This is a genomic window from Pseudomonas sp. GW822-FHT05A08 (genome assembly GCF_058800485.1).
This window is the reverse complement of record NZ_CM179511.1, coordinates 1,473,904-1,489,075: the sequence shown is the minus strand read 5'-3', so window position 1 is coordinate 1,489,075 and position 15,172 is coordinate 1,473,904. Positions and strand designations below refer to the sequence as shown.

The following is a 15,172-nucleotide window of genomic DNA, read 5'->3' as shown; positions in this document are numbered from 1 at the left end:
CAGGCGAATGATTCGTGGCATACGCCTGTTGTCGATGCTGCTGGCGCTCGGCGCCTGGTCACCGGCCAGCCAGGCCCGGGACACGCTGATCTGGGTGTTGCGCGACCTGCCGCCGATGACGATTTTCGAAGGTCCGCAAAAAGGCCTGGGCGTGATCGATCAGGCCCTGCCCGCGCTGATGGCCAGCCTGCCGGAGTACGACCATCAGTTCGTGCACGTCAACCGCGCCCGGGCCATGCAGATGCTCCGGGAACTGCCCTTCGTCTGCGATCCGGCGCTGCTGTTCACCCCGCAGCGGGCGCAATGGCTGGCGTTTTCCATCACCACTTTTCGCATGTTCAGCAACGGCCTGGCGGTACGGCGCCAGGACCGTCCCGACCTGCTGCCGTTTATCCATGACGGCCAGATCGACCTGGGCGCACTGCTGGTCAGCCCCCTGCACAATGTGGGCGTGGTGGCCGAGCGCAGCTATGGCGAACCGATCGACAGCCTGCTCAAACAGGCTCCGCTCGGCGCGCTGATGGCCCACTACGGCAACAGCGCCATCGGCAACCTGCTGCAGATGCAACGCCACGGGCGCCTGCAAGCCTTGATCGGTTACCAGACAGAAATCCGTTTCCAGGCGCAACAGCAAGGGATCGATCCCGATGAGCTGGAGTTCTACCCGATCCAGGGCATGCCCAGATACCAGTCAGTGAACGTCGGCTGCTCGAACACAGCGCAGGGCAGGCAGGCGGTGGAGCGCATCAACCGGGCGCTGCTCGAACTGCGCCCGCACACCTTGCTGGAGCTTTATGCCCAGTGGCTGGAACCGTCACGGCGCGAGCAATACCGCAGCGATGCCCTGGCGTTTTTCCGCGACACGCCGCTGCGATAAAAAATCCGGGCAAAAAGAAACCCCGAGCAGTGGGGAGACGACTCGGGGTTAAACGTGGCCTGAAACCAGACCCGCGCAACAGGCGACAAGCACCGGAGCACAATGCTCGATCCTGTTGCCAAGGGTCTGACTGATGGCTTGCTGCGAAGGTTCCCGAAAATTCCAGTCAGCGTGCGCTGTCGAACGCCTTCTCCCGGGCCACATTGCGCAAGGCCGCGATGACACAGGGTTCCAGACGGCCTTCGGCGATCAATACGTCGCGATGCAGACCGTCGACGACATCGGTCAACTGGCGCTTGTCGGTCAACTGGGCCTGGCTGAACTCGCGCTCGACCACGATGGCCCCCAAGGCATTCTTCAGGGTCACCAGGCATTCCCCCTGCGCGCGCGGGGTCAGAGTTACCTGATACGGGCTCAAAGCTTCACCCAACAATAGGCTGATACTTTCCATCTCGATCACCACTCAATAGCTGGAATTAAGGCTCGAATACACCAATGCCGGTAGCTTTCTGGCATTCAAGTGACCATCGCCCAGAGAAGAAAGTTCGCAACCGCCAGCGGTTGCCGACCTGAGTCGATCCAGCATGCCCGCAAAACATGACAGATAAAAAACAGCCCGGATCAGACTAGAATCGGCACTCAAACCAGAAACGAACGCGACGGAGCCGGCTGATCGATCAGCGCCTCGACCTTCTTGTAGCGCAATACCGCCTGTTGGCAGGAATAGCGCCGAGGGTCGATCCGAACCGGCATCGCGACCTGCTCCCGAGGCGGATTTTCAGGCCTGGCGCAGGTCTTTCTGGCAGGTGGGGGTGTGGCCATGGGGGCCCTCTCCTCGAGCGGTTGGCAAAGCCCGGCGGCGCAGCGATGACGGTGCCCGGTTGCAGGGCCTGTCCGAAATGCTGCCTTCTCACCGGAGCGAGTCTTGAATCAAACGTCCAATAAAAAACTGCGGATCGTCCTGGCCGACGATCACCCGATTTTCCTCATCGGCCTGCGGGCCGTCCTGGAGCGCGACGACCACCTGGAGATCGTCGGCGAAGCCAGTTCCCCGACCGCCCTCGGCGAACTGCTGCAAAGCTGTCCCTGCGACGTACTGGTCACCGACTTCATGATGCCGGGCGAACAGCAGAACGATGGTCTACGCCTGATCGAGCAACTGCGCCGGCATCATCCCCGGCTGCCGATCGTGGTGGTGACCATGCTCAACAATGCCGGGCTGTTCCGTTCGATTCTCGACCTGGGCGTCTCGGGGCTGCTGAGCAAGGCCAGCCTGGCCGACGAGCTGCCAGCGGCGATCAGCCATGTGCGCCGCGACAAGGTGTTTGTCGCCCAGGCCATCCAGCAACTTCTCAGCCTGGCGGGCGAGGTCGGGCCGGATCGCTTGTTGTCCGGGGAACAGCTGTCGCCCCGCGAGCTCGAGGTCATCCGCCTGCTGGCGGCCGGACTGACGGTCGGGGAAATCGCCGCCAAGCTCAGCCGCAGCAAAAAGACCGTCAGCACCCAGAAGGTCAGCGCCATGCGCAAGCTCGGCCTGTCCAGCGCCGCGGCGCTGTACATCTACGTGCAGGAACACGGGCTCGCCTGAGCCCCGGCTCAGCCGGCCTGTTCGTCGAGCTCGTCATGCAAGCGCCGGGCGATCCACTGGCGCACGGCGACGGCGCTCATGGGCTCGGCGATGAAACAGCCTTGCAGGCGCGCCTGCCCCAGCTTCTTGGCCTCCTGATAGTCGGCGGCGCTCTCGATACCCGCCAGCACCACGCCCAGCGACATGCGCCGGGCCATGCTCATGGCGCCGGCCACCACGGCCGCCTTGCGCTCATCGCCAGCCAGCCCGCAGACGAAGGCCGGCGGGATCTTCAGCTCGGTGAACGGCAATTCCAACAGGCGCTGCAGGCTGGTGCCGCCGGTGCCGAAGTCGCCAATCGACAGCTTGCAGCCGATCATGCGCAGGCGCAGCAGGGCCTCCACATGGGCGATATCGGTTTCCAGTTCGGTGGTCTCGACGATTTCCAGGGTCAGCAGGCGTGCCGGCACTTCAAAACGCCGTAGCAGGGTTTCCAGCTGGCGCGCGAAGTTCGGCAGTTCCAGCATGCCCACCGGGATATTCACCGAGATCGCCAGCGAACGGCCCATGACCAGGCGCACTCCGGCCGACAATTGCAGGGCCTGCTCCAGCATGAGCCAGGTGAAGGCTTCCTCCAGGCCGGCGAATTCGATCACTGGCAGGAACTCGGCGGGCAGCATCAAGCCGTGTTCCGGGTGCTGCCAGCGCGCCAGCGCCTCGACGCCCAGGACCTCGCCGTCCTGGCTGACCACCGGCTGGAAGTGCGCGACCCCATGACGCTGTACCGCCGCCAGCCCTTCCTCGGCGGTCGGCACCTCCGGCTGGAACACATCCAGGGCCAGGGTTTCGCGCACCTGGGCCAGCGACAAGTCTTGCGGCCCAGGCTCGAAGCATTGCTGGTACAGGCCCAGCAGTTCATTGAGCAGGGTGACCGAGGCCGGCTTGGGCAGACAGCCCAGCACATTCAGGCCCTGCTGCCGGGCCATGGCCGCGGCGCCTTCGCGGACATCCGCTTGCGCGTCGCTGAGAATGATCAGCGCCTTCGCCCGTTGCTGCTCTGCCAGGTAACGAATCAGCTCCAGCCCGTCGGCCTGCTCCAGGTACAGATCGCAGATGGCGATATCCACCGGCCCCTTGTTGTCCAGGGATTGTCGGGCGGCGGCAACGCTTTCGGCATTCAACACGTTGAACACGCCATTGGCGTTGAGCATCTGGTGCAGGGCCATCAACTGGAACGAATTGTCTTCAAGAACGAGCACTTTCAACCTGTGCATGGAACGACCTCCGATACGGCGAGAGCGGCGAGAATCCGCAGCGGGCCGGTACGTTAATCGCAGCGGGCAGGCCGCCCCATAAGACAAGTCTTAATCGCGACCCAGATGCGGCTCGATATCGCTGCGCAAGCAACCGATGGCCTCCTTCAGGCGCAGCCAGTGCTCCGCCAGCACCGCCGTCGAGCGGGCCCGGGCAACGGCCTCCAGGTCGATGCAGACCTGGGCCAGCGGCAGCGCATCGATCAGGCAGCACACCCCTTTGAGGCGGTGCGTGGACGCGCCGATACGCGCCCAGTCCTGCTCCAGCACCGCCGATTCCAGGGCCGCCTGCTCCTGCCCCAGGTTGCTCCACAGCTCGCGCAGCATGCGTTGCAGGATCGGCTCGTCCGCCTGGGTCATGGTGCGCAGGGTCTGGATGTCGAAGGACGGCGGCGGCAAGAAGCGCGCAAGCATCTGCGCCAACCGGTCCAGGGTCACCGGCTTGACCAGCAGTTCATCCATGCCGGCCTGCTCGCAGCGCTGCTGCTCATCCTCGAAGGCATTGGCCGTGCAACCGATCAGCGGGCAGGCGTCACGCCCTTCCCGGGCCTCGATCTGCCGTATCGCTTCGCTCAGCTGATAACCGCTCATGCCCGGCATGTGGCAGTCGGTCATCACCAGGTCGAACGCCTCGCCCTGCCAGCGCGCCAGCGCCACCTCGGCGCTGTCGAGCGCCACCACCTTGTGCCCGAGGAACATCAGTTGCTGGCTGAGCACCATGCGATTGGCGCGTACGTCGTCGACCACCAGCACCGACATGCGACGGCTCTGCGGGCGCTCGCGGGTCACCTGGGGCGACTGGCTGAAATCCTCGACCACCTGTTCCGGGTAAAGCTCAAGGGTCACGGTGGTTCCCGCGCCAGGTTGGCTTTGCAGCAGAATGCGCCCGCCCATCAGCTCCACCAGTTGCTTGCAGATGCTCAGGCCCAGGCCGGTGCCGCCCTGCTCCGGCGTCGTCTGCAGATGGGCCTGGATGAACGGATCGAACAGGCTCGCCTGCTTCTCGGGGCTGATGCCCGACCCGGTGTCGGCCACGCTGATGCACAAACGGTCGGCGCCATGTTCATCGGCCTGGCGCTCCACGGACACCCGCACCTCACCGGCCTGGGTGAACTTCAGGGCATTGCTCAGCAGGTTGTGCAGCACCTGGCGCAGGCGCAGCGGGTCGAGCCAGTAGAAGCCGTCCGCCGCCTTGTCGAAGGCCAGCGTCAGGTGCAGCCCCTTGTTGCGCGCGGTGACCTCGAACAATTGCTGTATGTCTTCGAAGAAGCCTCGCAGGGCCACGGTCTGCGGCGCCAGCTGCATGTGCCCGGCCTCGATCTTGGCCAGATCGAGGTTGTCGCCCATCAGGCCGACCAGCTCCTGTGCCGACTGGTAGGCCACGCGCAGCGCATCGGAAAACGGCATGCCGCGCAGGCGCGCCTGTTCCTTTTCCAGTTCCAGCAAACCGATGATCGCGTTCATCGGCGTGCGTATCTCGTGGCTCATGGTCGAGAGAAAGGCGCTCTTGGCGTAGTTCGCCTGATCCGCCGCGCGACGCGCTTGCAGCAGCTCTTCCTCCAGGCGCTTGCGCTCGGTGATATCGATCCAGCCCCCCAGCAACCCCTGCAATTCACCCTGGGCGCTGTAGAACGGTACCGTCCATTGATAGACATGCACCGGGCCCCTTCTGGACTCGATCTGACGGTCGACGAACACCGACTCCTGGGACTCCAGCTGCTCCAGGAACTCGCGGTGCAACTGCCGGGCCGTGGCCTCGGGCAACACATCCAGCTCGGTCAGGCACAGCCCCTTGATCTGTTCCAGGCGCATGCCGGTCTGGGTTTCGTAGCTTTTGTTGCAGGTGATCAGGCGCCCGGCCAGGTCGCGGACGAAGATCGGGTTGGGGATACCGTCGAGCAAGGCGCGCTTGAACGCCACCTGGTCGTTGAGGCGTTGCTCGGCTTGCAGGCGCTGGCGGATCTGCCCCTTGAGCCGGGTGTTCCAGGCCAGGGACAGCAGGCCGAACAGGATGGCGGTGAAGGTGACCCAGTAGATCCACACCGGCACCCGCTGCCACATGGGCACCGGCACCGGGGTCACCCCGAGCCATTTCAGGCGGATGGCGCTGAGCTCGGCCACCGGGAAGGCTTCCAGGGCCTTGTTCAGAATGCTCAGCAGCTCGGGCTGGTCCCGGCGCACCGACAACTCGTCGGCCGACCACTTGCCTTCGACGCTGCGGCCGATGCGCAGCCCGTTCGCCGGATACCCCTGCACCTCGACTTCATTCTGGATGGTCGCGTCGGCCTCGCCATTGGCCACCAGGGCCCGCGCCTCCTGGTAGGTAGCGACCGAACGCAGGCGGACCTTCGGGTAGTTCTGCCGGACGTAGCTTTCCAGCGCATGCTTGGCCGGCAGCGCCAGCACCCGGCCCGCCAACTGGCTGAAGGTGTTGAGCTGGATGTCCTCGGCGCGGACCACGAACACCCAGGCCGAACCGCCGAAGGGGTGGGTGAAGTCGAGGAAGCCGCAGCGCTCGTCATTGGCCGACAAGGTGGTGTTCATCTGGGCCCGGCCCTTGAGCAGCAGGTCCAGGGTATGGGTCGTGGAAAAGCTTTCCTCCTGGATGAACTGCAGGCCGGTCATTCTCGAGATGCGGTTGAGCAGGTCGATGTTCAGCCCGGTCCACTGGCCGTCCTTGTCCTTGAACACATAGGGTGGGTACTGCTGGGAAGCCACCACCACATGCTGATGTTCGAGCAGCCAGGCGCGCTCCGCCTTGCTCAACTTGATCCGCTCGTCGCCGGTGCTGGCGCCCAGCCCGGTGGTCCAGCGGGCCAGGATTTCCCGGTCCGTGGAATCGTCGATGCTCTCCAGCGCTCGCTCGATCAGGCGGCTCAACAACGGGTCGCTCTGGCGCGTGGCGAAGGCAAAGCCGATCGGCGGCAGCCGGCTGCCGGTGCGGACCTGCAACCCCAGGTAAGGACGCAGCGCCTTGTAGGCACGGACTATCACTTCATTGCCGATAAAGGCATCGACATCCCCCTGATTCAGCGCTTCCAGGCCGCTGTACAGATTGGGCGAGAGAATGATCTGGCTGTGGGGATAAGCCGCGTGGGCGACCTTCGCGTCCGCATAGCCTTCCAGCAGCACCACTTTCTTGCCGGCCAGGTCCTCGGGGATCTGGGCCTCGTCCCGGCGTACGACCACCACCGCCCGGTCGGGCATGTAGTCGCTGGAGAAGTGCAGCCCGGCGACCCCGCGCTCGTAACCGTTGGCGCTGGTGAGGATGTCGATCGTGCCATTGCGCAGCGCCTCGACCGCTTGCTCGCGCTCGGAGAATCCCAACACCTCCATGGGCATGCCCAGGCGTTCGCCGACCAGGCTCAGGTAGTCGGCGCTGATGCCCTGGTAACGATTGCGGTCGCGCGTGATGTCGATCGGCTGGTAGTCATCGATCGAAATGCCCACCTTCAAGGTGCCACGGCCCGCCAGCCATTGCCGTTCGACCGGGGCCAGGGTGAGCGGCTCCAGTTCGACGAAGGCCGGCACCAGCTTGAAGGGCAGGTTCTGCGCCGCCATCAGGCACGGGGCCAGGGCCAGCGTCGCCAAAACCATCAATGTGCACAAAACCGGGCGCAGCAACATAAGCATCCTGTGGGTGATCCTCGACGCGTCGCCGCCCTATTCTAGATGCTCTGTCCTTGAGCTCTGGCCTTAAGTTCTGTCCTTGGAAGACGCGCCGCGATAAACAGCCTGTGTATAAAAAGACAAAGCCCGTCAGAGACGGGCCTTGTTGACGATCGATGTCAGTCGATCAGAGCGGTTTGCCGCGATTGCCGTGCTGGCTGACGAAGGCCTGGACGGCCTTCAGGTCGTTGGCCAGGACGGTGCAACGCTCTTCGCGCTCGAACAGATCGGACAGGTGCGCCGGCAATTCCAGGGCCTTGCCGATCCCGGCCTGCTCCACCGCTTCCGGGAACTTCACCGGATGCGCGGTGCCCAGCACCACCATCGGGATGTCCAGGCTGCGACGGCACTCACGGGCGGCCTTGACGCCGATCGCGGTGTGCGGGTCGAGCACTTCGCCAGTCTGGGCGAAGACTTCGGCGATGGTCTCGCAGGTCTGGGCGTCGTCCACGGCCAGGGAGTCGAACAGCTTGCGCGCTTCGGTCCAGCGCTCCTGCTCGACGCTGAAACCGCCACCCTGCTTGAAGGAGTCCATCAGCCCGGCCAGCGCGGCACCGTTGCGACCGTGCAGGTCGAACAGCAGGCGCTCGAAGTTCGACGAGACCATGATGTCCATCGACGGCGACAGGGTCGCGTGCAGGGTTTCCTTGACGTACTGGTTGCCGCTCATGAAGCGGTGCAGGATGTCGTTGCGGTTGGTGGCGACGATCAGCTGGTTGATCGGCAGGCCCATGTTGCGGGCCAGGTAACCGGCGAAGATATCGCCGAAGTTGCCGGTCGGCACCGAGAACGCCACCGAACGCGCCGGGCCGCCCAGCTGCAGGGCCGCGTGGAAGTAGTAGACGATCTGGGCCATGATCCGCGCCCAGTTGATCGAGTTCACCGCCACCAGGCGGGTGCCCTTGAGGAAGCCCTGGTCGGCGAAGCTGGCCTTGACCATTTCCTGGCAGTCGTCGAAGTTGCCTTCGATGGCGATGTTGTGGATGTTCTCGCCGAAGATGGTGGTCATCTGCCGGCGCTGCACTTCGGACACACGGTTGTGCGGGTGCAGGATGAAGATATCGACGTTGTCGCAGCGCTTGCAGCCTTCGATGGCGGCCGAACCGGTATCGCCGGAAGTGGCGCCGATGATCACCACGCGCTCTCCACGCTTCTCCAGCACGTAGTCCAGCAGGCGACCCAGCAGTTGCAGGGCGAAGTCCTTGAACGCCAGGGTCGGGCCGTGGAACAGCTCCAGGACCCACTCGTTGCCGTTCAGCTGGCGCAGCGGGGCGATGGCGTTATGGGAAAACGCACCGTAGGTTTCTTCGAGGATTTTCTTGAAGTCGGCATCCGGAATGCTGCCGGTGACGAACGGGCGCATCACCCGGAAGGCCAGCTCGTGATACGGCAGGCCAGCCCAGGAAGCGATTTCCTCCTGGGTGAAACGTGGCAGGTTTTCCGGTACGTACAGACCGCCGTCGCTCGCCAGGCCGGCCAGCAGGACGTCTTCGAAATTCAGGGCCGGTGCCTGGCCGCGGGTGCTGATATAACGCATGACTGGCTCCTCTAAAAAGAGTTCTCAAGCGGGAGCCGCCGGGGCTCCCGCAACGAAGCGGATTAGTTCAGGTGCTCGACGCGGATCCGTACGACCGGACCGACCACGCCCTGCAGGGCTTCCAGCGCGGTGATCGCATCGTTGATACGCTGTTCCACCACCCGGTGGGTCAGCAGGATCATCGGCACCAGGCCGTCGTGTTCTTCGACCTCTTTCTGCATGATCGACTCGATGTTGATGCCGCGCTCGGACAGGATGCTCGCCACCTGGGCCAGTACGCCCGGGTGATCCTTGGCCTGGATCCGCAGGTAGTAGGCGCTTTCGCAGGCCTCGATCGGCAGGATTGGGTGCGCCGACAGCGAGTCCGGCTGGAAGGCCAGGTGCGGCACGCGGTTCTCCGGGTCGCTGGTCATGGCGCGAACCACGTCCACCAGGTCGGCGATCACCGACGAAGCGGTCGGCTCCATGCCGGCACCGGCGCCGTAGTACAGGGTGGAGCCGACGGCGTCGCCGTTGACCATCACCGCGTTGAACACGCCATTGACGTTGGCGATCAGGCGATCGGCCGGGATCAGCGTCGGGTGCACGCGCAGCTCGATACCGGCATCGGTGCGGCGGGCCACGCCCAGGTGCTTGATGCGATAGCCCAGGGCCTCGGCGTAGTTCACGTCGGCGGTGGTCAGCTTGGTGATGCCTTCGGTGTAGGCCTTGTCGAACTGCAGCGGGATACCAAAGGCGATGGACGCCAGGATGGTCAGCTTGTGCGCCGCGTCGATGCCTTCGACGTCGAAGGTCGGATCGGCTTCGGCGTAACCCAGGGCCTGGGCCTCGACCAGCACGTCTTCGAAGGTGCGACCCTTCTCGCGCATTTCGGTGAGAATGAAGTTGCCAGTGCCGTTGATGATCCCGGCCACCCAGTTGATACGGTTGGCCGACAGGCCTTCGCGGATCGCCTTGATGACTGGAATACCACCCGCCACAGCGGCCTCGAACGCCACGATCACACCCTTCTCACGGGCCTTGGCGAAAATTTCGTTACCGTGTACGGCGATAAGCGCCTTGTTGGCGGTGACCACATGTTTACCATGCTCGATGGCCTTGAGTACCAGCTCGCGGGCAACGGTATAGCCGCCCATCAGCTCTATGACGATGTCGATCTCAGGGTTCGTGGCCACTTCGAACACATCGTTGGTAATCGCAATACCGGTCGTTTGGAACTGAGGCTTTGGCGTGCGCATGGCAATTTGTGCCACTTCGATTCCACGCCCGGCACGACGAGCAATTTCCTCGGCGTTACGCTGAAGTACATTGAAGGTACCGCCACCGACGGTACCCAGCCCACAGATGCCCACTTTGACCGGATTCACTCTGAACTCCCCATGAAACGGCCGACACTAGGTCGGCCGTGGAAAACAGCCGCAACCCACACGGCTCTCTATTAATGACGCGTCGGCCACAACCGCCGCGCCATGATCGTCAAAGGCTCGACGACGCAGGATTATTTCGCGCCCAGCGCCAGTTTGGCGACTTGTGGCGCAGGCTGGTAGCCCGGAATCACTTGGCCGTCGGCCAAAACGATGGCCGGCGTGCCGTTCACCCCGATCGACTGGCCCAGGGCGAATTGCTTGGAAACCGGGTTGGCGCACTTGGCGGCCTTGATTTCCTTGCCATCGACCATCTTGTCCATGGCCGCTTTCTTGTCGGCCGAGCACCAGACCGCCTGCAATTGCTCGTCGCCCGGCGAACCCAGGCCCTGGCGCGGGAAGGCAACGTAACGCACTTCCACGCCCATCTTGTTCAGCTCAGGCACTTCGGCGTGCAGCTTGTGGCAGTACGGGCAGGTGGTGTCGGTGAAGACGGTGATGTGGGTCTTGGTTTCGCCGATGGCCGGGTAGACCACGGTTTCAGCGACCGGAATGGCGTTGATCAGCTTGGCCACGCCCAGGCGCTCGGTCTTTTCGGTCAGGTTGACCGGCTTGCCGTCCTTGAGCTGGAACAGGTAGCCCTGCATCACGAACTGGCCGTCGGCGCTGGCGTACAGCACGCGGCTGCCCTTGAGCTTGACTTCATAGACACCGGGCAGCGGGCTGGCGCTGATGCTTTCTACCGGGACTTCGAGCTGCAGGCCCTGGAGGCTTTTACGAATCGCTTTTTCGGCGGCGTCATCGGCCATAACAAAGGTACTGGCCAACGCAATGGCTGCGGCGGCGATTATCTGGGTCACGCGCATTGGGAACTCCTGAAGGCGGACAAATGGGACGGTCAGAACGCCCGTACTGGAACACCGGGTCATAACGGCCCACTTTGTAAACCGGCAAAGCCTACCACATAAGGCCCGCCTGGCGGGCTCCCGCTGAGCCAAGCCGGTCATTTGCCGATCAGCGCAGAACCGCTCCCGGGTCGCCGCAGCCGGTGTTCGCGGCGACCGACACCTCACTCAACCGCGAGGATGGTGCTTGGCATGCAGCTCCTGCAAACGGGCCCGGGCGACATGGGTGTAGATCTGGGTGGTCGACAGGTCGCTGTGGCCAAGCAGCATCTGCACTACCCGCAGGTCGGCGCCGTGGTTGAGCAGATGGGTGGCGAAGGCATGTCGCAAGGTGTGCGGCGACAGCGACTTGCCGATCCCGGCGACCTTGGCCTGATGCTTGATCCGGTGCCAGAAGGTCTGCCGGGTCATCTGCTCGCCGCGCTGGCTGGGGAACAGCACATCGCTGGGCCGCCCGCCGAGCAGCTCGCCACGGGCATCGCGCATGTAGCGCTCGACCCAGACAATCGCTTCCTCGCCCATCGGCACCAGGCGCTCCTTGCTGCCCTTGCCCATCACCCGCAACACACCCTGGCGCAGGTTGACCTGCTCCAGGGTCAGACTGATCAGCTCGGTGACCCGCAGGCCGCAGGCATACAGGACTTCAAGCATGGCGCGATCGCGCTGGCCGATGGCCTCGCTGAGGTCGGGAGCGGCCAGCAGGGCCTCGACATCGGCCTCCGACAAAGACTTGGGCAACGGCCGCCCCAACTGCGGCATGTCAACTTGCAGCGTGGGATCCACGGCAATCAGCTTTTCCCGCAGCAGGTAACGATAGAAGCCGCGCACCCCGGAGAGAAAACGCGCGGTCGAGCGTGGCTTGTAGGCCTGCTCCACCCGCCAGGCGAGGTGGTCGAGAATCAGCTCGCGACCGGCATTTACCAGCTCCAGTCCCTTTTCCTGTAGCCAGCCGTTGAACAACGCCAGGTCACTGCGATAAGCCTCGCGGGTGTTGTCCGAAAGACCCTTTTCCAGCCATAGCGCATCGAGGAAACGGTCTATCAGGGGATGGTCGATGGCAGGCATAAATACTCGAAAGGCGCGGCCTTGAGGCCGGGCGCAAATAAATAGTGAACTGTGCAGAGGGTCGCTAGTCTTTCATAGCCCGCTATTTCAAGGAACAGGGAGCTTCAATGAACGAACAACAGATTCTGTTGGCCTTTGGCGGCATAGGCGTGGCGGCAGTGGGCTGCCAATGGCTGGCCTGGCGCCTGAAACTGCCGGCCATTCTGTTCCTGCTGTTGAGCGGCATTCTCGCCGGCCCGGTCCTGGGCTGGCTCGACCCGCAGGAACTGTTCGGACCGCTGCTGATGCCACTGGTGTCGCTGGCGGTGGCCTTGATCCTGTTTGAAGGCAGCCTGACCCTGCACCTGTCGGAGTGGCGCGAGATCGGCAAGGTGGTGCACCGGCTGGTGACCATCGGCGCCCTTTCGACCTGGGCGGTGATCACCCTGGCCACCCACTGGCTGCTGGGCTTCGACTGGCTGCTGGCGCTGCTGTTCGGCACCCTGACCCTGGTCACCGGGCCCACCGTGATCGTGCCCATGCTGCGGGTGGTGCGGCCCAAGGCGTCAATCGCCAACATCCTGCGCTGGGAAGGCATCGTCATCGACCCGATCGGTGCCCTGCTGGCGGTGGTGGTCTACAGCTTCATCATCGCCAGCGCCGAGGGCCAGGGCCTGCAGCACAGCCTGATGACCTTCGGCGGGGTAATCCTCTGCGGCAGCCTGTTCGGCATCGTCGGCGGCTGGGTGCTGGGGACCATCATGCGCCGCCAGTGGCTGCCGGAATACCTGCACAACCTGGCCACGCTGGCGGCGGTGCTGGGCATCTTCATCGGCGCCAACCAGGTGATGCATGAGTCCGGCCTGCTGGCCGTGACCCTGATGGGCATGTGGATGGCCAACATGAAGGACGTCGACGTCCGGCACATCCTGCATTTCAAGGAAAACCTCAGCGTGCTGCTGATTTCCGGGCTGTTCATCCTGCTGGCGGCGCGCCTGGACCTCAACGCCCTGATCGCCCTGGGGCCGCTGGTGTTGATTCTGCTGCTGGTGATCCAGTTCATCGCCCGGCCCTTGAACGTGCTGCTGTCCACCGCTGGTTCGAACCTGAGCTGGCGCGAGCGGGCCCTGCTGGCCTGGATCGCGCCCCGAGGCATCGTTGCCGCGGCGGTCTCGGCGATCTTCGCCATTCGCCTGGACCAGGCTGGTCATGAAGGGGCGCTGCTGCTGGTGCCGCTGACCTTTGCCGTGATCATCGGCACCGTGGTGCTGCAAAGTGCCACCGCGCGGCCGCTGGCACGTCTGCTGAAGGTCGCGGAACCGGCACCGAGCGGCTTCCTGATCGTCGGTGCGAACGCCCCGGCGCGAGCCATCGGCAAGGCTCTGCAACAACTGGGCAGCCGCGTGCTGCTGACCGATTCGAGCTGGGAGAACATCCGGGCCGCGCGCATGGACGGCCTGCCGACCTACTTCGGCAACCCGGCATCGCAACACGCCGATGCCCATCTGGACCTGGTGGGGCTTGGCCATCTGCTGGCGCTGTCGCCCTCCGGCGAATTGAACACCCTGGCCTCCATGCGTTTTCGCCACGACTTCGGCCATCAGCGCCTGTTCGGCCTGGCCAACAGCCAGGAAAGCCGGCGCACCGACAAGCACCGGGCCAGCCATGAACATCGCGGGCACCTACTGGGTAACGAGACGCTGTCCTACAGCAAACTGGCCAGCCTGCTGGGACAGGGTGCGGAGCTGTACAGCACCAACCTGACCGAAGGTTTTGGCTGGGAGGATTACCAGGCGCTGCATGGTGAGCGGGCGACCCTGCTGTTCGCTCGCGACAACAGCGGCTGGGTGCATGTGCTGACGCCAGGCAGCGCCCTCAAGCCCTCCGCGGGCTGGACCCTGGTGGCGTTGATTCAGAAGGATACGGCGGCCTGATAGCCCATCGCGGGCAAGCCTCGCTCCTACAGAACGGTGAAATCCCGCAAGAGCGAGGCTTGCTCGCGATCAGTCGACAAACCCCGGCAGCACCGGTACCGGGCGCTTGTCGTCATCGATGGCGACAAAGCTGAACAGGCCGTGGATGGCCTTCTCTCGCCCATCGCAGCTCATGCTCTCGACGAACACCTCAACCTCGACCTTGAGGCTGGTATTGCCGACCTTCACCACCCGTCCCACCAGCTCGACGATGGATCCGGCGGCAATCGGGTGATTGAAGTCGATACGGTCGGTGGACACGGTCACCAGCGGCAGCCGGCAGAAACGGGTCGCGGCGATGAACGACACTTCGTCCATCCAGGCCAGCGCCGTGCCGCCGAACAGGGTGTTGTGGTGGTTGGTGGTCGACGGGAATACCGCCTTGGTCACGCGGGTCACCGACAGCTCGGTCCGGCGTTGGATTTCTTGCTCGCGGGGGCTCATGGTTCTACTGCCTGAAACACAATTTGGGGATAAATGACGGGCAACAAAAAAGCAGCCCGTAGGCTGCTTTTTTCTGCATCGGAAGCTGGACTTAAGCCAGTTTTTCCTTGATGCGAGCTGCTTTACCCGACAGGTCGCGCAGGTAGTACAGCTTGGCTTTACGTACGTCACCGCGACGCTTGACAGCCATGCTGTCGATTTGCGGGCTGTAGGTCTGGAAAGTACGCTCTACGCCAACACCGTTGGAGATTTTACGAACGGTGAATGCACTGTTCACGCCGCGGTTACGCTTGGCGATTACAACGCCTTCGAACGCTTGCAGACGGGAACGATCGCCTTCCTTCACTTTCACCTGAACGACAATGGTGTCGCCCGGGGCAAAGGCTGGGATCTCTTTGGTCATCTGCTCTGCTTCGAGTGCAAGAATGATTTTGTTGGTCATGCTGTGCTCCTAAGGTAAATCGTCAGATCTACCATCG

13 protein-coding genes are annotated in these 15,172 nt (G+C 63.7%); 3 read left to right on the top strand and 10 right to left on the bottom strand.

Annotation, left to right across the window (positions count from 1 at the left end; genetic code table 11):
* The first annotated feature begins 7 nt into the window (after positions 1–7).
* Entirely contained in the window at positions 8–877 is an 870-nt protein-coding gene (locus AC3RCP_RS06670; RefSeq protein ID WP_492569355.1) for a TIGR02285 family protein, read from the top strand.
* A 166-nt stretch (positions 878–1,043) separates the two neighbouring features.
* Here the strand turns inward: AC3RCP_RS06670 and AC3RCP_RS06665 are convergent, their stop codons facing one another.
* Both AC3RCP_RS06665 and AC3RCP_RS06660 read right to left on the bottom strand, forming a co-directional pair.
* On the bottom strand, positions 1,044–1,328 hold the full coding sequence (locus tag AC3RCP_RS06665) for a DUF3509 domain-containing protein (protein WP_007923026.1): 285 nt from the start codon (positions 1,326–1,328) through the stop codon (positions 1,044–1,046).
* Positions 1,329–1,516: 188 nt separating this feature from the next.
* Positions 1,517–1,699, bottom strand: a complete 183-nt coding sequence (locus AC3RCP_RS06660) for a hypothetical protein (RefSeq protein WP_124298080.1) — start codon at positions 1,697–1,699, stop codon at positions 1,517–1,519.
* Positions 1,700–1,802: 103 nt separating this feature from the next.
* Here AC3RCP_RS06660 and AC3RCP_RS06655 point away from each other — a divergent pair, with 103 nt between their 5' ends.
* Positions 1,803–2,465 (top strand): response regulator, encoded by a 663-nt coding sequence (locus AC3RCP_RS06655; protein WP_492569354.1) that lies wholly within the window; start codon positions 1,803–1,805, stop codon positions 2,463–2,465.
* An 8-nt stretch (positions 2,466–2,473) separates the two neighbouring features.
* On the opposite strand, the gene AC3RCP_RS06650 is transcribed toward AC3RCP_RS06655, so the two are convergent.
* The 6 genes from AC3RCP_RS06650 to xerD form a co-directional block, all read right to left on the bottom strand.
* Positions 2,474–3,718, bottom strand: coding sequence for an EAL domain-containing response regulator (locus AC3RCP_RS06650; protein ID WP_101336925.1), 1,245 nt, complete (start codon positions 3,716–3,718; stop codon positions 2,474–2,476).
* Positions 3,719–3,808: 90 nt separating this feature from the next.
* A complete protein-coding gene (locus AC3RCP_RS06645) occupies positions 3,809–7,384 on the bottom strand; it encodes an ATP-binding protein (protein ID WP_492569352.1) in 3,576 nt (1,191 codons plus the stop codon).
* Between the two features lie 169 nt (positions 7,385–7,553).
* Complete coding sequence (gene thrC / locus AC3RCP_RS06640; protein ID WP_053259750.1) at positions 7,554–8,963, bottom strand: threonine synthase; 1,410 nt, start codon at positions 8,961–8,963, stop codon at positions 7,554–7,556.
* Positions 8,964–9,025: 62 nt separating this feature from the next.
* Positions 9,026–10,330: a homoserine dehydrogenase gene (locus AC3RCP_RS06635; RefSeq protein WP_007927672.1), complete on the bottom strand. Its 1,305-nt coding sequence runs from the start codon at positions 10,328–10,330 to the stop codon at positions 9,026–9,028.
* Between the two features lie 131 nt (positions 10,331–10,461).
* Complete coding sequence (locus AC3RCP_RS06630) at positions 10,462–11,193, bottom strand: thioredoxin fold domain-containing protein (RefSeq protein WP_007927673.1); 732 nt, start codon at positions 11,191–11,193, stop codon at positions 10,462–10,464.
* A gap of 207 nt (positions 11,194–11,400) precedes the next feature.
* Complete coding sequence (gene xerD, locus AC3RCP_RS06625) at positions 11,401–12,297, bottom strand: site-specific tyrosine recombinase XerD (RefSeq protein ID WP_007927674.1); 897 nt, start codon at positions 12,295–12,297, stop codon at positions 11,401–11,403.
* A gap of 107 nt (positions 12,298–12,404) precedes the next feature.
* Between xerD and AC3RCP_RS06620 the strand changes: the two genes are divergently transcribed.
* Complete coding sequence (locus AC3RCP_RS06620) at positions 12,405–14,210, top strand: cation:proton antiporter (RefSeq protein WP_101336923.1); 1,806 nt, start codon at positions 12,405–12,407, stop codon at positions 14,208–14,210.
* Between the two features lie 69 nt (positions 14,211–14,279).
* On the opposite strand, the gene AC3RCP_RS06615 is transcribed toward AC3RCP_RS06620, so the two are convergent.
* Positions 14,280–14,693, bottom strand: a complete 414-nt coding sequence (locus AC3RCP_RS06615; protein WP_007927676.1) for an acyl-CoA thioesterase — start codon at positions 14,691–14,693, stop codon at positions 14,280–14,282.
* A gap of 91 nt (positions 14,694–14,784) precedes the next feature.
* On the bottom strand, positions 14,785–15,135 hold the full coding sequence (gene rplS, locus AC3RCP_RS06610; RefSeq protein WP_009047143.1) for a 50S ribosomal protein L19: 351 nt from the start codon (positions 15,133–15,135) through the stop codon (positions 14,785–14,787).
* Between the last annotated feature and the right edge of the window lie 37 nt (positions 15,136–15,172).